At 65.0% G+C, this 19515-nt stretch carries 21 protein-coding genes and 2 pseudogenes; 12 read left to right on the plus strand and 11 right to left on the minus strand.

Annotation, left to right across the window (positions count from 1 at the left end; translation table 11 throughout):
- Positions 1-91 precede the first annotated feature (91 nt).
- Positions 92-700 carry a cysteine hydrolase family protein gene (locus tag XH84_RS28835; RefSeq protein ID WP_128920502.1) on the plus strand — a complete coding sequence of 203 codons (609 nt, stop codon included), beginning with the start codon at positions 92-94 and terminating at the stop codon, positions 698-700.
- Between the two features lie 12 nt (positions 701-712).
- On the opposite strand, the gene XH84_RS28840 is transcribed toward XH84_RS28835, so the two are convergent.
- From XH84_RS28840 to XH84_RS28860, 5 genes are all read right to left on the minus strand, one after another.
- Positions 713-1888 carry a DUF305 domain-containing protein gene (locus XH84_RS28840; protein WP_206734152.1) on the minus strand — a complete coding sequence of 392 codons (1176 nt, stop codon included), beginning with the start codon at positions 1886-1888 and terminating at the stop codon, positions 713-715.
- Positions 1885-2064: a CsbD family protein gene (locus tag XH84_RS28845; protein ID WP_128920504.1), complete on the minus strand. Its 180-nt coding sequence runs from the start codon at positions 2062-2064 to the stop codon at positions 1885-1887. Before XH84_RS28845 ends, XH84_RS28840 begins: the two co-directional genes overlap by 4 nt.
- 156 nt (positions 2065-2220) lie before the next feature.
- Positions 2221-3816: an alpha-amylase family glycosyl hydrolase gene (locus tag XH84_RS28850; protein ID WP_128920505.1), complete on the minus strand. Its 1596-nt coding sequence runs from the start codon at positions 3814-3816 to the stop codon at positions 2221-2223.
- Complete coding sequence (locus tag XH84_RS28855; RefSeq protein WP_128920506.1) at positions 3797-4366, minus strand: hypothetical protein; 570 nt, start codon at positions 4364-4366, stop codon at positions 3797-3799. Before XH84_RS28855 ends, XH84_RS28850 begins: the two co-directional genes overlap by 20 nt.
- An 11-nt stretch (positions 4367-4377) precedes the next feature.
- A complete protein-coding gene (locus tag XH84_RS28860) occupies positions 4378-5553 on the minus strand; it encodes a zinc-dependent alcohol dehydrogenase (RefSeq protein ID WP_128920507.1) in 1176 nt (391 codons plus the stop codon).
- Positions 5554-5704: 151 nt separating this feature from the next.
- Here XH84_RS28860 and XH84_RS28865 point away from each other — a divergent pair, with 151 nt between their 5' ends.
- The gene (locus tag XH84_RS28865; protein ID WP_128920508.1) at positions 5705-6487 is read left to right on the plus strand and encodes an SDR family NAD(P)-dependent oxidoreductase; all 783 of its coding nucleotides are present in this window, start codon (positions 5705-5707) and stop codon (positions 6485-6487) included.
- A gap of 289 nt (positions 6488-6776) precedes the next feature.
- On the opposite strand, the gene XH84_RS28870 is transcribed toward XH84_RS28865, so the two are convergent.
- A complete protein-coding gene (locus XH84_RS28870) occupies positions 6777-7250 on the minus strand; it encodes a response regulator (RefSeq protein ID WP_128920509.1) in 474 nt (157 codons plus the stop codon).
- Positions 7251-7595: 345 nt separating this feature from the next.
- On the opposite strand from XH84_RS28870, the pseudogene XH84_RS41945 reads away from it, so the two are divergent.
- The 3 genes and pseudogenes from XH84_RS41945 to XH84_RS28880 form a co-directional block, all read left to right on the plus strand.
- Positions 7596-8177: pseudogene (locus XH84_RS41945) on the plus strand (chemotaxis protein CheB); the annotation flags it as partial.
- Positions 8178-8219: 42 nt separating this feature from the next.
- Positions 8220-9353, plus strand: a pseudogene (locus XH84_RS41950) (sensor histidine kinase); the annotation flags it as partial.
- The gene (locus XH84_RS28880; protein ID WP_128920511.1) at positions 9353-10099 is read left to right on the plus strand and encodes a Crp/Fnr family transcriptional regulator; all 747 of its coding nucleotides are present in this window, start codon (positions 9353-9355) and stop codon (positions 10097-10099) included. The pseudogene XH84_RS41950 and the gene XH84_RS28880, both read left to right, overlap by 1 nt.
- 47 nt (positions 10100-10146) lie before the next feature.
- Here XH84_RS28880 and XH84_RS28885 read toward each other — a convergent pair whose 3' ends face one another.
- Both XH84_RS28885 and XH84_RS28895 read right to left on the minus strand, forming a co-directional pair.
- Positions 10147-10347 (minus strand): hypothetical protein, encoded by a 201-nt coding sequence (locus XH84_RS28885; RefSeq protein ID WP_128920512.1) that lies wholly within the window; start codon positions 10345-10347, stop codon positions 10147-10149.
- Between the two features lie 569 nt (positions 10348-10916).
- Complete coding sequence (locus XH84_RS28895) at positions 10917-11201, minus strand: hypothetical protein (RefSeq protein ID WP_128920514.1); 285 nt, start codon at positions 11199-11201, stop codon at positions 10917-10919.
- A gap of 192 nt (positions 11202-11393) precedes the next feature.
- Here XH84_RS28895 and XH84_RS28900 point away from each other — a divergent pair, with 192 nt between their 5' ends.
- The 4 genes from XH84_RS28900 (at position 11394) to XH84_RS28915 (ending at position 13976) form a co-directional block, all read left to right on the plus strand.
- Positions 11394-12470: a flavodoxin family protein gene (locus XH84_RS28900; protein ID WP_128920515.1), complete on the plus strand. Its 1077-nt coding sequence runs from the start codon at positions 11394-11396 to the stop codon at positions 12468-12470.
- Positions 12467-13366 carry an NAD(P)/FAD-dependent oxidoreductase gene (locus tag XH84_RS28905; protein ID WP_128920516.1) on the plus strand — a complete coding sequence of 300 codons (900 nt, stop codon included), beginning with the start codon at positions 12467-12469 and terminating at the stop codon, positions 13364-13366. The genes XH84_RS28900 and XH84_RS28905 overlap by 4 nt, the downstream gene beginning before the upstream one ends.
- A gap of 81 nt (positions 13367-13447) precedes the next feature.
- Positions 13448-13777: a four-helix bundle copper-binding protein gene (locus tag XH84_RS28910; protein ID WP_128920517.1), complete on the plus strand. Its 330-nt coding sequence runs from the start codon at positions 13448-13450 to the stop codon at positions 13775-13777.
- 10 nt (positions 13778-13787) lie between these two features.
- On the plus strand, positions 13788-13976 hold the full coding sequence (locus XH84_RS28915; protein ID WP_128920518.1) for a hypothetical protein: 189 nt from the start codon (positions 13788-13790) through the stop codon (positions 13974-13976).
- A 6-nt stretch (positions 13977-13982) separates the two neighbouring features.
- Here XH84_RS28915 and XH84_RS40080 read toward each other — a convergent pair whose 3' ends face one another.
- Complete coding sequence (locus XH84_RS40080) at positions 13983-14240, minus strand: hypothetical protein (protein ID WP_164936394.1); 258 nt, start codon at positions 14238-14240, stop codon at positions 13983-13985.
- A 294-nt stretch (positions 14241-14534) separates the two neighbouring features.
- On the opposite strand from XH84_RS40080, the gene XH84_RS28925 reads away from it, so the two are divergent.
- Positions 14535-14909 carry a hypothetical protein gene (locus XH84_RS28925; RefSeq protein WP_128920519.1) on the plus strand — a complete coding sequence of 125 codons (375 nt, stop codon included), beginning with the start codon at positions 14535-14537 and terminating at the stop codon, positions 14907-14909.
- A 3-nt stretch (positions 14910-14912) separates the two neighbouring features.
- Here XH84_RS28925 and XH84_RS28930 read toward each other — a convergent pair whose 3' ends face one another.
- Positions 14913-16187 (minus strand): polysaccharide deacetylase family protein, encoded by a 1275-nt coding sequence (locus tag XH84_RS28930; protein WP_128920520.1) that lies wholly within the window; start codon positions 16185-16187, stop codon positions 14913-14915.
- Positions 16188-16375: 188 nt separating this feature from the next.
- A complete protein-coding gene (locus XH84_RS28935; RefSeq protein ID WP_128920521.1) occupies positions 16376-17182 on the minus strand; it encodes a polysaccharide deacetylase family protein in 807 nt (268 codons plus the stop codon).
- An 83-nt stretch (positions 17183-17265) separates the two neighbouring features.
- Here XH84_RS28935 and mgtE point away from each other — a divergent pair, with 83 nt between their 5' ends.
- On the plus strand, positions 17266-18687 hold the full coding sequence (gene mgtE / locus XH84_RS28940; RefSeq protein ID WP_128920522.1) for a magnesium transporter: 1422 nt from the start codon (positions 17266-17268) through the stop codon (positions 18685-18687).
- Between the two features lie 443 nt (positions 18688-19130).
- Positions 19131-19463: a helix-turn-helix domain-containing protein gene (locus XH84_RS28945; RefSeq protein WP_128920523.1), complete on the plus strand. Its 333-nt coding sequence runs from the start codon at positions 19131-19133 to the stop codon at positions 19461-19463.
- Positions 19464-19515 lie beyond the last annotated feature (52 nt).

Genomic DNA, 19515 nt, shown 5'->3' on the forward strand with positions numbered 1-19515 from the left:
TGAATGCGGAACGATTGCCGCCGGAATCGCATTTGCAGTCGGTAAGCCCGCTGCGGACGGGCCGCGGCCATGCGTTTGCCGGTGGAGGACAATGAGAAACAGCGCCTCGGACGTCGCCGAGATCAGGGACGCCGTTCACCTCTGCATCGACATGCAGAACATCTTCGCGCCCGGTGGTCTCTGGGCGACACCCTGGATGGAGCGCGTCCTGCCAACGATCGCCTCGATCGTTTTGCGCTTCCAGATCAGAACGATCTTCACGCGCTTCATCACGCCGGAAGATCCGGAAGATCGTCCCGGACAGTGGCAGCACTATTTTCATCGCTGGCACCAGGCGACGCGGAAGCATCTTCCGCCGTCCGCTCTCGACCTCGTGCCGGTCCTGAGCCGCTTCGTTCCGCCGGCGGCCGTGATCGACAAGCCGGCCTATTCCGCCTTCAGCAATCCCGGCCTCGCGGGCCTGCTGATCGAAAAGAAGGTCGGCACGGTCGTGATTTCGGGCGCCGAGACCGACGTCTGCGTGCTCTCGACGGTGCTCAGCGCCGTCGATCTCGGCTTCAGGGTCGTCATCGTCGAGGATGCGCTGTGCAGCTCGTCCGACGTCGGGCACGACGCGCTCATGACGATGTACCGCACCCGCTTTCACGGTCAGGTCGACCTCGTGACCGCCGAGGAGCTGGCGGAGTTCTGGCGCGAGTAGGGTGCTATCAGCTCAATTGACGTTGTCGCCGAACATGTTGCGGAAGGCCGTGGCGACGGCCGTAACGCCGTCGACGCCGTGCATGAGCGCGATCTCGCCCTGCTGGCCGTGGCGAATGGCATGCGCCATGATGCGCAGGCGCAGATCGCCGCGGCTCTGCCACATCTGATCGGCCATCCGGACCGCGCCGGAATGATGCTTGGTCATCGCCTCGGCGAAGACCGCGTCGAACTGGTCGGGCGGCGCCGCCTTGACCCCTCGCATCTCGGCCGGCGTCAAGTAGCCCGGCATGGCAGCACGTTCTTCCGTGCTGCAGTCGGGCATCTCCGTGTCGAACCAGCTCAGCCACCAGTTTTCGAAGATCCTGATTTCGCCGGCCTGGCTCGCGACCATCAGCATCGCGAGCTTGCGCAGATGCGGGTCCTGGGCCTGTTCGGCGGCGATCCGCGCCAGCTCGATGCCCTGGGCGTGATGCGCGGTCATGTGCCTGATATAGGTCTGGTCCGCATCCCTGTCGCGGCCCATCCACGGCGGCTCGTAGCCGTGGCTGCCGAACAGGGCTATCGCGCCGAGCAGCACCATCGCGGCCACCGCGCCGGTGGCCCAGACATTGGTGAAACGAATATCGCGCAGCCGCGCATGGCCGCGCCTCCAGCGCAGCCGGGCGAACAGGGGATACATCACGGCCGAGGAGCCATGGACCAGCAGCCCGATCCAGTAGGGCTGCTGCAACGTGAACAGCGGTTGCCAGAACGGAAACAGTGGCACCAGCACGAACCATTCCATGCTCGAGGTGAACGCCGCCCACGGCAGCGCGAGCAGCAGGATCGTTCGCGGCGCTAAGTCCGCGGTCCAGCGCCCGAGCACGCCGAAGAACACCAGCGCCCAGGAGAAATCCGCCCATTGATGAAAGCCGATGCCGGCGAGGATCGCGCTCCACGATGGCTCTGCGCTGAGCGCCCAGTCGCGCGCGGGAATGGCGGCCACCGTCATCCAGTCGACCGCGGCATCGCGGCCGATGCGGGCGGCGAAGAGCTGGCTGACGAGGGTCGAGAACGTGCTGCTGATCAAGCCGAGCTCGGCGGCGGCGATCCAACGCGAACGTCGCGCTCGCCCGGTGAACCGCAACGCGCCTCCGCCAGCGTGCCGCGCTGTATCGGAGACCGTTGGTCGCGGCTCGGCGTTCACGTCAGCTGCTTGAGCTTCTTCAGTGGATTGAGCTCGCTCGGCTTGTCCTGTTCGTCACGGCCGCGCTCGGCTTGCGCCTTGCCGTCATCGTGGAGATCCTGGTCGCCGATGATCTCGCCGACGGCCTGCCTGGTCTTGCCGACGATGCGTTGCCGAAGACCGTTCGTCTTGCTCATGAGCTGCCTCCCTTGGCCTGCCTCCAAGCTTCATGCCGCCAGCCCCGGCGCCTGAAGGGGGGCGAGCGCCGGGGCCGCGGTTTCGCGCAGTCCGCCTCCGGCCGGGGGGGCAGGAGGCGTTGATCAGACGCACTGATGCGCCGATGGTTCCTGCCGTCACCGCGCCTCGATTGCGATGATCACGCCTTCATTGCCGCGGAGCAGGATGGATGCGTCCGGCAATGGCTCGGGCGGGCGATCCAGATGCGTGGACATCAGCAGGCGGCCGCGGCCCTGCCAGTGGTATTTCCGCGGCTCGGCAGCGATGTTGAGCGCGATCAGTAATCCGTCGCCGCCATCGGTCCGTTTGTAGGCGAGGACGTCCTGCAGCGAACGCAGCGGCTCGTAACCGCCCCGGCGCAGGCACCCACGCTCGCGCCGCAGCGCCATCAGCGCGCGAAACAGTGCCAGGATCGAACGCTCGTCGCGCTGCTGCCCGGCGACGTTGGCCGCACCATCAGGACGCTCCAGCGGCAGCCATGGTTTGCCATTGGTGAAGCCGCCCTCCGGACTGTCGTCCCAGCGCATCGGCGCGCGCTCGGGATCGCGGCACAGGTCGAAGCCGGGCACGAGCTTTTCGAAGGGATCGCGGACGCGCTCGGACGGAATCGGAACGCGCTTGCGGCCGATCTCGTCGCCCATGAAGAAGAACGGTGTCCCTTGCAGCGTCATCAGCAGCATCGCCAGCACGCGCATCTGGGCTTCGCCGATCTTGCTGGCGATCCGCTGCTTGTCGTGGCCCCCGATCACCCAGACCGGCCAGGCCTTTTCCGGGATGGCGTTGAAATAGGAATCGATCGTTGCCTGCAGCGACAACGCATCCCATTGCGAGTCAAGCAAAGCGAAATTGAGCGGCAGATGCAGGCGCGGCTTGTCGTTGCCGTAGAAGTGGCCGATGCGGTCGGTCTTGCCCTGGACTTCGCCGCACACTATGCGCCCCGGATAAGTGTCGATCACCTTACGAATGAACTCGATGCAATCCATCGTCTCCGGCCGGTCGTCGGTGAACACGGGCGTCTGCCGCTGCGGCGGCGGCTTGCCCTTGGCCTGCGGGTTAGGCGGATTGTCGCGCATCAGCGCGTCCTTGATGAGCACCGCGCTGGCGTCGACGCGAAAGCCGTCGACGCCGCGGTCGAGCCAGAAGCGCATGACGTCGGCGATCGCGGCGCGCAGCTGCGGATTGCGCCAGTTGAGGTCGGGCTGCTCGACCAGGAAAGAATGATAATAATATTGCCGCCGCGCCTCGCACCATTCCCAGCCGCTGCCGCCGAACCGGCTCAGCCAGTTGTTGGGCGGCCCGCCATTCTCGGCAGGATCGGCCCAGATGTACCAATCGGCCTTGGCACTGTTGCGCGAGCTTGAGCTCTCGACGAACCAGGCGTGATCATTGGCGGTGTGATTGGGGACGAGGTCGAGGATCAGCCGGATGCCTGCGGCGTGCAGCGCCTCGAGCAGGCGGTCGAACTCCTCCAGGCTGCCGAACGCAGGATCCACCGAGCAATAGTCGGAGATGTCATAGCCGAGGTCGCGGAACGGGCTCTTGTAGATCGGCGTCAGCCACACCGCGTCGACGCCGAGCCATTTCAGGTAATCGATCCGTGACATCAGCCCGGCAAGGTCGCCCTTGCCGTCGCCGTTGGAGTCCTGGAAGGAGATCAGTGCGATCTCGGCGGATTCCCACCACTTGGCTTCGTCAGGGGACTCGACGCTCATCACCTTGCTTCACCTCGTTTTGTCCGGCGTGAGCCGCGATCTGCCTGGCCGCAGTCCGGACGCTCTCGATGCCCTTGGGGAAACCGCTGCGGTTCGGATAGAGCTTACGCCGTGCATCGCGCGGCGGGCGTCGCGGCTTGGTGTCCTGTGCGGCACGGTAGTCGAGCATGGCAATGCCACCGACCATCAGCAGCGCCAGCGCGATATTGCCGTTCTTGGGATTGTCCGGCGTCAGCCCCGACAGCAGCGCGGCGGCATCGAGGCCGTCGCCGCCGACGCGGGCCCACAGGCCAGCGTTCTTCTCGACCGACAGCGACATGATGCCGGCCAGGATCTCGCGGACGCCGAAGGCCCGCACCAGCGTCTCGTGGCCTTCCATGCCCAGCGTCTCCGTGACGCGCCGCGGCGCGAGGAATTCGACGACGCCGAGGCCGATGCTGAACCAGCCGAGCGCGCGGGCGAGCTGGTCCGCCGGCTGCTTCAGGCTTGGTCCGCCCTGGACGATCTTCGGATCGCCCTTGGTGCGCACGATGTTGGAGAAATGAAACATGAGCTTGCTCCTCAGGGCTTCAGCACGACCTTGACGCAGGAATCGCGCTTGTCGCGAAACACCTGGTACATCTCCGGTCCCTGTTCGAGCGGGACGGTGTGGGTGATGACGAAGGACGGATCGATCTCGCCGTCCTCGATGCGGCGCAGCAGATCGTCGGTCCAGCGGTTGACGTGGGTCTGGCCGGTGCGCATCGTCAGCCCCTTGTTCATGAAGGCACCCATCGGGAGCATGTCGGACAAGCCGCTGTACACGCCTGCCACCGAGATGATGCCGCCGGGACGGCAGACATAGATCATCTCGCGCAGGACGTGCGGCCGGTCGCTCTCCGCCATCACCATCTGCTTGGCGCGGTCGAGCAGCGTGTCCGGCAGCGAGGCCATCACATGCGATTCCATGCCGACGCAATCGATGCATTTCTCCGGGCCCTTGCCGTCGGTCAGCTCCTGCAGCCGCTCCAGAACGCTCTCGGTCTCGAAGTTGATCGTGGTCGCGCCGCCGGCTTCCGCCATGCTCAGCCGTTCGGGCAGGCAGTCGATTGCGATCACCTGGTTGGCGCCGAGCAGGAGGGCGCTGCGGATCGCCATTTGGCCGACCGGACCACAGCCCCAGATCGCGACCGTGTCGGTCGGCTCGATGTCGCATTGCACGGCGGCCTGCCAGCCGGTCGGGAAGATGTCGCTGAGGAACAGCAATTGCTCGTCGGGAATGCCGGCGGGTACCTTGATGTGGGTGGCGTCGGCATAGGGCACGCGCAGATATTCGGCCTGGCCGCCGGGATAGCCGCCGGTCAGGTGGGTGTAGCCGAACAGGCCGGCGGTGGTATGTCCGAACACCTTGTCGGCCAGATGGCGCTTACGGTTGGTGGTTTCGCAGACGGAAAAATTGCCCCGCTTGCACTGGTCGCATTCGCCGCAGATGATCGTGAAGGGCACGACGATCCGGTCGCCCTTCTGCAGCTTGCCGTCGACGCCGGAGCCGACCTCGACCACTTCGCCCATGGTCTCGTGCCCCATGATGTCGCCGGGCAGCATGCCGGGAATGAAATTGTGGAACAGGTGCAGGTCGGAGCCGCAGATGGCGCAGCTCGTGACCTTGATGATGGCATCGCGCGGATCCTGGATCTCAGGGTCGGTGACGGTGTCGCAGCGGATGTCCTCCTTGCCGTGCCAAACCAGCGCCTTCATCTTTCGTCCTCTCGGCTGAACCAGTTGCCACTTAAGTCCAGGAATGAACGATGGTTGCTAAGCGCTGCACAATTCTTCGCACTGCACCTGATAGGAACGAGATGGCGGCGGAGCGATTGGGCGTCATCATCTCACCGCAAGGACATATGCCATGCCCGCCAATCAACTCGCCGTCGTCACCGGCGCCTCCACCGGCATCGGCCTGGAGCTCGCCAGGTGCTGTGCCCAGGCAGGCTTCAACCTGGTCATCGCCGCAGATGAATCCCAGATCGAGCGGGTCGCCGTCGATCTGCGCCGGCTCGGCGTCAGCGTGGAGCCGGTCGAGGCCGATCTTTCCACCACCGAAGGCGTCGACAAGCTCTGCGCCGCGGTGGGCGACCGGCCGATCGACGCGCTGCTCGCCAATGCCGGGGTCGGCCTCGGCAAGGCCTTCCTCGACCAGGACTTCGCCAGGGTGAAACACCTGATCGACACCAACATCACCGGCACGCTCTATCTGATCCACCGCGTCGGCAACGAGATGCTCCGCCGCAATGCCGGCCGCATCCTGATCACCGGTTCGATCGCCGGCTTCACGCCTGGCAGTTTCCAGGCGGCCTACAACGCCAGCAAGGCGTTCCTCGATTCATTCTCGTTCGCGCTGCGCGAGGAGCTGCGTGACAGCGGCGTCACCGTCACCTGCCTGATGCCGGGCGCCACCGACACCGAATTCTTCCGCCGCGCCGACATGATGGACACCAAGGTCGGCACCGAGCAGAAGGATGGCGCCTACGACGTCGCCAAGGCGGGCTTCGATGCCATGTTGCGCGGCGAGGCCGATATCGTCACCGGGCTGAAGAACAAGATCCAGACCACGGTCGCCAACGTCACACCGAACGAGATCCTGGCCAGGCAGCATCGCAAGATGGCCGAGCCGGGCACGGCAAGATCGTAAGATGCCGTCGCTGCAATCTTCGCGGAGCAGTGCGGCACATCCCTTGATGCGACTATAAGGAGACAGCCGATTCACATAGCCTAATGCGCGGTGGCCCCGAAGCCGTCAAATTGGACGGGCTGGAAACAGAAGGGGGCTGCGATGGCGATGGACCGCATCGAACAGGCCTTTGTCGCGACTGCAATCACGGGCTTTCTCGTCATGATGGCGGCAATCGTCTGGATGATGGTGAGTTGACGCGAGGGAGCTTGCCGTCTTGCGCGTCGCGCTACCTTACGCCGCGGTTATCCTATGCCTGGCCGTCACCGCCTGGCTTGCTTTCGCGCATCTGCTCTGATCGGTGGCGAGGCTGCGCGGTATCATGCGGTTGACCGCGGACGAGGCTCGCAAGGTTCTGGGCCATGGCCACAATGTCGATCGGTTTCTCCCAGAGCTGCACGTCCCGGAATTCCGTTTCGATGCTGAGCCTGTCGTAGCCCGTGGTGAACACGAAGGGCACTTGGCGTGCCCTGAGCTCGCGGGCGATCGGAAAGATCGACTGGGCGCGGATGTTGACGTCGAGGACCGCGGCATCGAGAGCGCCGCCATTGTGCAGCATCTCGACCGCATCCTCGATGTGGCCGACGGGACCGGCGATCTCCGCGCCGAGTTTGCGTAGCGCGTTGCCGATGTCATCGGCGAGAAAATATTCGTCCTCGACCACGAGGATGCGGCGACCCATCAATGGCGCGCGCTGACGAGACGACGTGGACGATACCGACATGATCCCTCCGGCGCCCCCTCGCTGGGAACATTAGGCCGGTGGCGCCCTCGTACAACAATGCAACCGAAGCTGGGTTCCATGCCACCGCGATATCATCGTCATCGGAGGCTCGGCCGGTGCGACCCAGCCAAAACCGGGGTAGCCATGAGCCAGCCTGACCTACGCATTGAGACCGAACATCTGACCGAACCCTTGACGCCGGGTCGCCGGGAGGGGCTTGGTTCGGAAATCGAAACAGGTTTCGGGACGTTTTTGTCTTTGATCTGTTGGGATAATATCGATTTCTGCGATTTGCAGGGACGGGCGCCCGTTGGCCCCGGTCGGTGAACGAAAGCTGCCAGAGCCATGAACGAAGTCGGCGACCAGCCGGTCGATGGAGAGCGCCAGAGGAAAGTCCCGCTGATCATCGGCGTAGGCGCCTCGCCGGGTTCGCCGGACAGCATCGCGCGCTTTTTTTCCAAGTTGACCCTCGGCGCCGATCAGACCCTCGTGCTGGTGCTTCAGCATCACGAGGCATCCGACGAGCCGCGGTTGCGAGAGGTCGTAAGAAATTCCAACGGCGGCAAGGTCGCTGAGATCGCCGATGGCCATGTGGTCGAGGGCGGCACCATCTATCTGTGTCCGCCCGCGATGATCACCACGATCCAGGACGGCCGGTTCGCGGTTCGGAAGGCCGGGCAGTCGCCTGGCGAGCGCGCCATCATCGACAGCTTCCTGGTGTCGCTCGCGGAGGAACGCGCCGAGCAATCCATCGGCGTCCTCCTGGCCGGCACAGGCGGTGACGGCACGCTCGGCACTGCGGCCTTGAAGGATCATGGTGGTCTCGCCATTGCCGAAGGAGTCGCGAGCCCCGAACAAGCCTCGCCTCTGGCCGACGGCAACACGCCGGCTTCCATCGCCGATTTCGTGCTGTCGCCGGAGGAGATCCCCGCGTACATCCAGGTCTATGCCCGACATCTGCGGCGCCTGGAACCGAAATCCTCCAACGCGGGATACCACTCGCTCAACGAGGAGCTTCAGTCGGTCAATGAGGAGCTCGAAACCTCGCGCGAGGAGTTGCAGTCGGTCAACGAGGAATTGACGACGGTCAGCGGCGAGCTGGCGCATCGTGTCCAGGAATTGACGCGCACCAGCAGCGACCTCAAGAACTTCCTCGAGAGCACGCAGATCGCCACCGTGTTTCTCGACAACGAAATGCGCGTAATGAACTTCACGCCGGCGATCAGGCAGATCCTGCATCTCGTCGAGACCGATACGGGCCGGCCGATCGCCCACATCAAGGCCCACGTCCCGATCGAGGAGCTGTACGAGGACATCCGCCGTGTGCTGCGCACGCTCGCGAGCGTGGAGCGCGAGCTGAGCGCGACGGACAGCGGCACGCGCTACATCGTGCGCATCCTGCCTTACCGCAGCATCGACAATCTTATCGCTGGCGTCGTCATCACTTTCATCGACGTCACCGCGGTCACGCGCGCCGAGGAGCGCCAGCGTCTGCTGCTGGCCGAGCTCCAACATCGTGTCCGCAACACGCTCGGCGTGGTGCGCTCGATCGCCCGCCGCTCCGCCGAGACGAGTTCCACGGTGGAGGAATACGCCTCGCATCTCGACGGGCGGCTCAACGCATTCGCCCGCACCCAGGCGCTGGTGACCCGCGATCCCGAAAGTGGGGTCGACCTGGAATTTCTCGTCGTCGAGGAGTTCCTGGCCTATAACGCCCGCGAAGGAGAGCAGATGCGGGTGTCCGGCCCCAAGGTGCGCTTCCAGGCCAAGGCCGCGGAGACGTTTGCGCTCGCGATCCACGAGCTTGCGACCAACGCACTGAAATACGGTGCCCTGAGCCGGCCCGGCGGACGTATCGAAATCACCTGGCGCCTCGACGAGGGCAGGGATCCTGCCGCGCTCCTGTTCGAATGGCGCGAGCACGGCGGACCGCAGGTCAAGCCGCCGCCGCGAAAGGGTTTTGGTACCGAGCTTCTGGAGCGCACGCTGGCATTCGAGCTCAAGGGGCACACCGCGTTGGCATTCAACCCTGCGGGGTTGGAATGCGCCATCGCGATCCCCCTCAGCAAGCGCACGTTTCACACACCGGTGGTGGCTGGCTGATGCCGTTGTCGACGTCCGATCGCAGCGTGGTGGAGCCGGCCATTCGCCGGCTGAGCGCGCTGAGGCTGTTGTCAGCGGAGGCCCGCGCTTCACTCGAATATGCGATGCTCGAGGGGTTGCAACGTGGCGGCCCGGGCGAAGACCTCCTCGCCGAAGGGGATTCTGTCGACAGTGTCCGTATCCTGCTGTCGGGCTGGCTCTGCCGCTACAAAATGCTCGAGGATGGGCGGCGCCAGATCGTCAATTTCATTTTTCCGGGCGAGAGCTGTGACACCCATGCGTTCCTGCTCCCGGTGATGGACCATTCCATCGCGACGCTGACGCCGGTGGTCTACGCCGAGATCAAGCGCGCCCGTTTCGAGAGCCTGTTGGCCGGCGACCGCTCGCTCGCGGAAGCGTTCTGGTGCGAGACGCTGGTCAACAACGCGATCCAGCGCGAATGGGCCGTCAATCTTGGAAGGCGCATGGCCTTGGAGCGCGTGGCGCATCTGTTCTGCGAGATCTTCGAGCGGCTTCGTCCCGTCGGCATGGTCGAGGGCAATTCCTGCATCATGCCGGTGACACAAATGGATCTCGCCGATGCGACGGGATTGTCGGTGGTCCATCTCAACCGCACCGTCCAGGAGCTGCGCGCGTCGGGCCGGATCGTGCTGCGCGATCGCACGCTGACCATCAACGATCTCGATGCGCTCAAGGACGCCGGACTGTATTCGCCGAGCTATCTGCAGCTCTACCGGCGCGGTTGAACTGCGGACCAGGCCTTCGTGGCGCCCGCGGTCGGGCCGGAAATCGGTCATTCAACGTTCGTGATCATTTGCATACCGACGCCTCGCGGATCGTCTTGCGCGCGCAGCTCGGCCGCCTGAAGCTCCTTGTATTCCGCTCGTTTGCGATACTCCTCCGCCATTTCGAGAAGCACCGTTCGCGTTGCGGGGGAGGAGCTGAGAGCAGCCTGGTGCTCACAGCTCTTCTGCAGCTGGCGATAGTTGTCCATTTGCGCCAATCCAGGCTGGAGCCACGACATCCCCAAATTAGCAGAATGAGCCACCGGCTGATTTAACCCATGTTACGCTTTCTGGCCGATGAGGCACCACGCAACCGTTCCGCTTCTGGAATGTTGTAGAGGCATCGCCTTCGCGCGATGATTTCAATCGGTAAGGAGGCAACGGAGCGCTCCGACCTGGCGATCAGGGAGACAGCCTGATGACGACGCGACATCGGTTCAAACATGCTGAGACTTTGGAAACGCGCCTCGCCGCCGAGGCGGAGCGGCTGCGCGAGGCAGCGAAATCGCTTCCGCCGGGCGCAGCTCGCGACGAGATGTTACGCAAGGCGCGTCAGGCGGAGACGGGGTCTCAAATGAGCGAGTGGCTGAGGTCACCGGGCCTACAGCAACCGAACTAAAGGGCGCAGCGCGTGCAGCCTGTCACAGGCTGCACGCGCCGGGAACGGGTTAGATGTCGGCGCGTACCGATGCGCTGATGTCGTGGGCAGAAACCGGAAAAATGAGCGCCACGTCCATCGTCCCCGTTGTGTCCGGTTGTCACCCGGCGGTGCGGAGCATCAACGCCGCTTCGCGGTTTTGGTTCGCCGGTTGTAAGGCGAGCGGTTGACGGGCCGCAGCGAAATGCCTTCGCGTTGCGCCTTGCTGCGAATGGCCGCGACCGGGCGCTGCAATTTGATGCTCATCACACCGGTCGGCGTGTTTCCTTTCGCAAGCTGCTTCAACTTGCTCACGTCCGCCGGCGTCCAGGGCTGCCGCGCGCGGCGCTTGTACGCCGGGCTTGCCTTGCGCGGTCCCTTGCGGCCGATCGGTGAGCCCGGCCGTTTCCATGCTGCTTTCGCCATGATGATCCTCCTTCAGGATCGTTCTTGAACATACGAATCAGCATTTCGGTTCCGGCGCAATGTCCGTCCTGTCGCTTGCCAAAATCGCGCGCCGTTAACTTGATGCGCCACAGGAGGTGGTTCGCCAGTAAGGGTAAGGAACCGCGCGCAATGCTCCGGGTTGATCGGACGACCGACTTTGCCGGAGCACGCATGACGGACGCCGAAATTCGCAAGGGGATGCCGCCCGTCAAGCTGTCGCGCGCAGAGTTCGAACGGCGTTACAAGGGGCAGTTCGTCGACCCCGTCTTTGCCCCGCTGCAGCGCGAGCTCGATGCCGTCACCGCTGCGGCCTGGGATGCCTACAGCCATTCGCGCAAGGCACCGTTGACGCGGAAGGCGGGCGCGGGTTTTTCCGATCCCGACTACGACATCGCCGTCGACTGGCTCGAGGCACGTGCAAAGATCCAGGAAGCCCAGCGACGGCACGACGATGCGAACGAGACGCCGCGCATCCTCGTCATCAACGGCTCGGCCCGCAGCGAGCACACCTGTCCCGGCGAGATGTCCAAGACCTGGCGGCTGGTCAAGCTGGCCGAGCCTGTCTTCGCCGAGATGGGGTTTGCCGTCGACATTCTCGACCTGTCGCGCCTCGCCTCGGAATTCGGCAAGACGATCCATCCTTGCAAATCCTGCGTCGGCACCGCCATGCCGCTCTGCCACTGGCCCTGCAGCTGCTACCCGAACCATTCGCTGGGACAGACGGGCGACTGGATGAACGAGATCTATCCGCTATGGGTTGCCGCTCACGGCATCCTGATCGTGACGCCGGTGAACTGGTATCACGTCCCGGCCGGGCTCAAGGCGATGATGGACCGCATGGTCTGCGCCGACGGCGGCAATCCCGATCCGACCTCGACGCATGGCAAGAAGGCCGCCGAGGCCAAGGCGATCGAGCTGAAGGGCTGGTCCTATCCGCGCCATCTCGCCGGCCGTTATTTCGGAATCGTCGTTCATGGTGATGCCGTCGGTGCCGAGGGCGTGCGCCGCGCTTTGTCGGACTGGCTGATTGACATGCAGCTGATCTCGGCCGGCCGCTTCGCCGAGCTCGACGGCTATGTCGGCTACATGGAGCCATACGCCACCTCGCATCACGAGCTCGATGAAGACGCAAAATTCCAGCAGCAGGTGCAGAACGCGGCGCGCGCGCTGGGCAACGCTGTCCGGCTGGCAAGGAGCGGGCGCCTTCAGGAGCCCGGTGCCGGTCTTGCCGATCCGAGCCCCAAATGACCGTTGCGCGGCTCGATTGCCTGATCGTCGGCGGCGGACCTGCCGGACTGATGGCTGCGATCTATCTGGCACGCTTCCGCCGCAGCGTCTGTGTCGTCGACACCGGCGCGAGCCGGGCCGCGCTGATCCCGCGCAGCCACAACGTTCCCGGCTTCGTCCACGGACTGTCAGGCGCGGAGCTGATCGAGCGGATGTCAGCGCAATTGGACGAGCTCAGCGTCACGCGCGTGGAGGCCGAGGTCACCGCGCTGCGGCGGCACGATCATGGTTTTGAGGCGAGCTGGAACGGCGATGCGCATGCCGCCGCCACCGTCATTCTCGCCAGCGGCATCGTCGACACCCATCCGCCGTTTGCCGAATGGCGCGAAGCGGTCGCGGATGGGCTGTTGCGCTACTGTCCCGTCTGCGACGCCTTCGAGGCGACCGGCCATCGCATTGGCGTCATCGGCCCGCTTCACCTTGCCGCCAGTAAGGCACTTTTCCTGCGCGCCTATTCGCGCGACGTGACGCTGCTCGCAACCGGACCGGACGACGACCAGGGCGCAGCCTCGGAGCTGCTGGATGCCGGCGTCGAGGTCGTGTTCGCGCCCGATTTGCATCTGCGGCGGAGCGGCGGGGGCGTCGAGGCCGTCTTCGCCGATGGCCGGACGATGCAATTCGACATGGTCTATCCTGCGATGGGGGCCGAGGTGCGTTCGCAGCTCGCGGTGTCGCTGGGGGCCGAGCATATTGGCGAAGGTTATCTCAAGGTCGACGACCATCAGCGCACGTCGATCCATGGGCTCTATAGCATCGGCGATGTCGTTACCGATTTGCACCAGATCTCGGTCGCGTTCGGCCACGCGGCCGTCGCCGCCTGCAACATCCATCACAGCCTGCCGCGGCGTCTTGCATGAACTCACAATTGCCAGGGAACCGGGAACGAAGGGCGTTGCCTCGCCTTGGTTGAGCGGGCGGGCGAGCGCAAGGAGATAGAGATGGCGCAATCAGAAGACATGACCCGCTGCGTCGCGCTCTGCATGAGCTGCTACCAGACCTGCCTTGGCACGGCGATGAACCACTGCCTCGAGACCGGCGGAAAGCACGTCGAGCCGAAGCACTTCCGCCTGATGATGGCCTGCGCCGAAATGTGCCGGACGGCGGCGCATTTCATGCTGATCAATACGCCCCATCACCGGCATACCTGCGGCGAATGTGCTGAGATCTGCGCCGAGTGCGCCGCGGATTGCGAGCGGATCGGGGGCATGGACGAATGCGTCGCCATGTGCCGCTCCTGCGCACAATCCTGCCGCGCGATGGCCGCTTGAGGAGAAGCCCATGCTGGAAGAGAAGCTCAAGGACGCCGTCATCGGCGAGCTGCAACGGCAGGCCGCCAACCGGCCGCAGTCGCTGAAGATCGAGGGCGCCAAGGATGCGCAACGCTCGGAAGAGCTGACCGTCAACGGCAAGATCGACCTCGGCGCGCTCGTCATGGCGATCGCCGGATCGGTTGCGGGCGGCCCTTAAGCCGCCTCAGCCGTATTCCTCGCCGATGCCGTATTCCCGATAGATCTCCAGCGGATCGAGGTCGGGAAACAGGCGGCATTTGGCCTGGGCGAGGTGCAGGCGCACCGCCGCCGGCTCCTTGCCGTTCGAGAGCATCTTGCGGATGTCGTCCATATGCGCGGTCGGCTGGTGCTTCGGTTCGAGCTGCTCCAGCGCGACCAGGGCGGTCGCGAGGGCCTCGGTCAGAACCCAGTCGTCGTGGCCGGTAATTCCCTTCTTCGGCATCGGCTGACCCCAGATGTGGCGGCAGGGCTTTAGTCTATCGCGACTTCCGCCAAATCGCCATTGAGCCGTTGCGGGTATCCTGCGGGGGGCAGCGCCCGTGGGCCATGCTCCGGCTTGCCTTATGTCCGCGTCAGGCTAAAAGGCGGCGCGAGTTGCGGGGGCGACAGTATCTTTATTGAAACAAACTTGGCGTAGACGGGCCGCTACCGCATCCAGGCTGGCCGTTCCGGTCTGAATCTCCGATCCCGAATTTGCAACACGATTGTGGTTGCGCTCCTCAAGGCTCGAACCAGCATGGTCTTTCTCAGCTTCGTCTACCGCTTCATCACCAACTTCGCGTTCATGGCGGTGGTCTATTTCAGCCTGAACTTCATGGAGAAATATCCGAACCGGGCGATCCTTGCGATCCTGGTGCTGATCTATGCCTCCATGCGTGCCGTCTCGACGCTGCGCGCGTTCTACTTCTTCCAGAAGATCGAGAGGCTGGAAGCCGAGACACGGCGTCTTCAGGGCCCGATCAACGACGGCTCCGGAGGAACGAACGCGCGCAAGCAGGTCATCGCCGACGTTGCCCGGCTGCGGCGTGACGGCGAGCTCAAGTCCTATATGGACCTGTTCTTCCTGGCGCTGATCGTGCTGCTCTGCGTCGCCGCTATCCTGCGGCAGTAGAGGTTAAGCCCTTTTCTTCAGGCTGGCGACGCGGGTCGGGCGCGGCGTAGCACTCTTGACCTGCGCGGCATGCTTCGGTGCCGCCGGGGACGCATGCGCGGCGTGCCGAGCTTGGGACTTGGCCGTCCTGCCCTTTGCTATCTTGCCCCTGACCGTATGCGGCGTCTCGGCCGCCATCGCCAGCCGCGTCGCGGCACGCCGCGACAATGTCGTCGACAGAAGCACCTCGACCGAGCCTTCCGGGATCGCGAAGAGAGCGCGGCCGGGCACGGGCAGGGTGGATGCGAGATCCATCTGTCCCTTGGTCCGGCGCGGCAGCAGCGATTGATGCTCGGTCTGTGCGTTGAGGTCGGCGAGCGAGGGCGCCGGAAGCGTCCGGGTCTGCGTGAACACGAAGGTCGGAACGGCCGGCCAGCGCGCGATCGGCACCGTCTCGGTCGGCCGATGCAGCAGCCATTCCACCGGATTGGTCGGCGTCGCCGGCCGGTCGGCGGTCGCCGGCACCACATGCACGATGCGATAACCGCGCGCCTTGAGGTCGCGGATGATCTTCGGCAGCGCCGCCACCGTGCGGGCCTGGATGTCGTGCAGCAGCAGGATGCCCTTGCCCTTGGCCTCCAGCCGCTGGATCGCGAGCTGATAGACGCGGTCGGACGACACATGGCGCCAGTCGTCGGCCGGGAAGTCGGCGCTCCAGACCTGGATGCCGCGCGAGATCAGATAGTTCTCGACGCCTTCGGCGCGCATCAGGCCGGGAATGCGGAAGAACGGGGCGAGCTGGGACGGGTCCGTCATCGCGGCCGAAGTCCACTCGATGCCGCCGTTGATCTCGGGCTCGAACTTCTCGACCGGCATCCGGTCGAAGGTCAGCGGATGGTTCATGCTGTGGGTGCCGACGGTATGCCCCGCCGCCACCAGCTTACGCACGCCTTCGGGATTCGCCTTGGCCTGGCTGCCGATGATGAAGAAGGTCGCCTTGATGCACTCGTCGTCGAGGATCTTGAGGACCTGGTTGGAATATTTGGGCAGCGGACCGTCGTCGAAGGTGAGAACGATTTCATGGTCCTTCAGCGGCAGCGTCTCGCGGTACTGCATGGTGCCGATGCGCGGATGCTCGTGCGGATCGACCACGAGCGTGCGGGAAGTCCCGAGCGCGTCCGGATGGCCCGGACAATCGGCAAGCGCCGCCGGCGATCCCACGGCCGAACACCCAAGGAAACCGCCGAGGCAAAGGACGATCCACGATCGCGTCCGCACAACAACGCTACTTCCGATCATGAACTCCGTCTGCCCTCATCAGCTATTGCCCCCATAATAGGTCGGAGACTGCAGGAAACGGTTCAGGCGCCAAGAGGCTTTCAAGCCTTTCCCATTGCAAAGTCCCCATCCATTTGCATGGCGTAGCATGAACAGAGTGTTAATAGGGCCCAAATCACCCCAATTTGCGCCGGCGTGACATTCCGGCATCAGCGCGCGTCGGCATCTTTCTGCGGCGCGCCGGCCGGTACGACGTGAACCACGCGAAACCCGTTCTCCCTCAGATACCGCAGGAAGGCCGGCATGATCGCGGCCGTGCGCGCCTTGGGGTCATGGAACAGGACGATGCCCTTGCCGGCCGCGGCGAGGCGCTCGGTGACGAGCTTCAATTCCTGCTCCGGCGTCACCTCGTTCCAGTCGCTGGCCCAGAGGTCGGCCCCGAACACGACGATGCCGCGCGCCTGGAGCAGGTCGAGCTCGGCCTGCGTCCCCTCGAAATAGGGAAACCGGAAGAACGGTGTCGAAGGCGTCGTCGTCGAGGTGCCGTGCAACGCCGTCTCGTTCGCGGCGATGCCACGGTCGATCTCGCTCTTCGCCTTGTCGAACGGGATCCGCGCCATGAACGGATGCGAGAAGGTGTGGTGGCCGATGGTGTGGCCCTCGCGGGCGATGCGCTTGACCATGTCGGGATGCTGGGAGGCGTGCAGGCCGATCAGAAAAAAGGTCGCGCGCACGCATTCCTGCGCCAGCGCCGCCAGCACCTTCGACGTCGTCGGCGGGTTCGGTCCGTCGTCGAAGGTCAGCACGACCTCGTGATCGGCCAGCGGCAGCGTCTGCGGAAAGCTCTTCAAGCCCACGCGCGGCGTGGTCTTGGCATCGACGCTCAGCACGCGGAAGGTGCCGAGCGCGGCCTTGCGCGGGCACTCCGCAGCATCCGTCGCGGCGATGCCGGCGAGGGCGGCGAGGGCCGCGCCCAGCGACATCGAGGTCCACCTCAGTCGAAGCATCTTTGTCATTGCGCTCGGAGTTGCCTTGTGGGTATTGCCTGAACCGTCAGCCCAGATCACCCGTTCCAACCTGTCAAACGGCGAGGCGCGCCATGGACGAACATATGGACGTGGCCCCACCCGCTGCGGATTCGGTACTCGACCACGTGCCGATGCGCAATGAAGACGGCGACATCAGGCACGAATTCGTCGAGGAGATTGCGCGTGCGATCGAGGCCGGCGACAGCGCCTCGCTGCGCGCCTGCGTCGCCGAGCTGCACGAGGCCGATCTCGGCGATCTCATCGGCGCGCTGGAGCCCGACGACCGTGTCCGCCTGGTCGAGCTCACCGGGGCCGACTTCGACTTCTCCGCGCTGAACGAGGTCGACGAGGCCGTCCGCGAGGAGATCCTGGAAGAGCTGCCGCCGGAGACCGTCGCCGAGGGCGTCCGTGAGCTCGAATCCGACGACGCGGTCGAGCTGCTGGAGACCCTCGACCAGGCCGAGCAGGAGGAGATCCTCGAGAAGCTGCCGCTGAAGGAGCGCGTCGCGCTCGAGCGCAGCCTGCTGTATCCGGAGAATTCGGCCGGACGCCGCATGCAGACCGAGTTCATCGCGGTGCCCCAGGATTTTACCGTGGGCCAGGCGATCGACTACATGCGCGAGACGCCGGATCTGCCCGACCGCTTCTACGAGATCTACGTCGTCGACAAGGACCAGCACTGGCAGGGCGCTGTTCCCCTCGACGTGCTGCTGCGCGCGCGCCGGCCGATCGCGCTGGCCGAGCTGACCGATGAGGACCGCCGCCGCGTGTCCGTCCTGGAGGACCAGGAGGAGGTGGCGCGCATGTTCGGCAAGTACAATCTCGTCGCTGCCCCCGTGCTCGACACCCAGGATCGCCTGGTCGGCGTCATCACCGTCGACGACGTCGTCGACGTCATCGAGGAGGAGGCGGACGAGGACCTCAAGGCGCTCGGCGGCGTCACCAGCGACGAAGAGCTGTCGGATACCTTCCTGACCATCGCGCGCGGCCGCTTCAACTGGCTGCTGGTCAATCTCGCGACCGCCTTCCTCGCGTCCTCCGTGCTCGGCCTGTTCGAGGGGCAGCTCGAGAAGATGGTCGCGCTCGCCGTGCTGGCGCCGATCGTGGCGAGCCAGGGCGGCAATGCCGCGACCCAGACCATGACGGTCGCGGTGCGGGCGCTGGCGACCCGCGAGCTCGGCTCCTCCAACGCCTGGCGCGTGGTGATGCGCGAAGGCCTGGTCGGTCTCGTCAACGGGCTCGCCTTCGCCGTGATCACGGGGATCGCGGCGGTGGCCTGGTTCAAGATTCCTGGCCTCGGCATCGTCATCGGACTTGCGATCATCTGCAACCTCGTCGCCGGCGCGCTCGGCGGCATCCTGATCCCGATGGCGCTCGAACGTGTCAGGGCCGATCCGGCCGTGGCCTCCGGCACCTTCGTTACCACCGTGACCGACGTCGTCGGCTTCTTCTCCTTCCTCGGCATCGCGACGCTCTGGTTCGGGTTGAGGTAGGGGGCGGTTTGGGGCGCCAAGCTCGCTCCGCGTCATTGCGAGCGCAGCGACTTGTCCGCCGAAGCCTTTGGCGAAGGCGGAAGCAATCCAGAATCCCTCCGCAGTGGCAGTCTGGATTGCTTCGTCGCATCAGCGCAAAATTGCTACGCAATTTTGTCGCGAGCTCCTCGCAATGACGGGGTGGGCAGCGCGGGCTCCCTCACTCTCGTGTCACGGGCGCGCTGCGGCGCTCCATAGCGCGTCGAAGACGCGCGTAAACCCGCTTATGGCGCTGCTGCGCAGACCGGGACCCAGAAGGCGGCGTACTCCGCGGCGAAATGGGCCCCGGCTCAGCAGCGCACCACGCCGCAAGGGCGGCGCGTTGCGCTGCGTCCGGGGCACGGGACCGTCATCTTTAATCCGAACTTAAGCGACCTGCCGCATCATCGGCCGCGCTTGGGGGACTGGACATGCGGTTGCGGCTGAAGGCGGACGGACGGGTCGTTGAGTTGCGGGACGGGCAAGAGCTTCCAGTTCAGCCGTTTCCGGTCCAGCCGTCTGTCGTCGAGCCCGTGGCCACGGTCGCGCCTGGCGATAGCTCTTCGCTCGCGGTGCGCGATTTGCGTCGCCGCGCCTGCCTGACCCAGATGGAATTTGCCGCCAAGCTCGGCGTTCCCGTTGAGACCATCCGCAATTGGGAGCAGGGCAAGCGTGCTCCGCGGGGGCCGGCCCGCGCGCTACTGGCGGTGATCGCGCACGCCCCGGAAACGGTGTTCCAGGCGCTTGCCAAAGCCTGACGTCAAGGCCTCGCGGATTGAACAGCCCTGATGCGAACCTCCCGTTAGCATT

Origin of the sequence: Bradyrhizobium nanningense (assembly GCF_004114535.1) — a bacterium.
GTDB classification, from domain to species: domain Bacteria; phylum Pseudomonadota; class Alphaproteobacteria; order Rhizobiales; family Xanthobacteraceae; genus Bradyrhizobium; species Bradyrhizobium nanningense.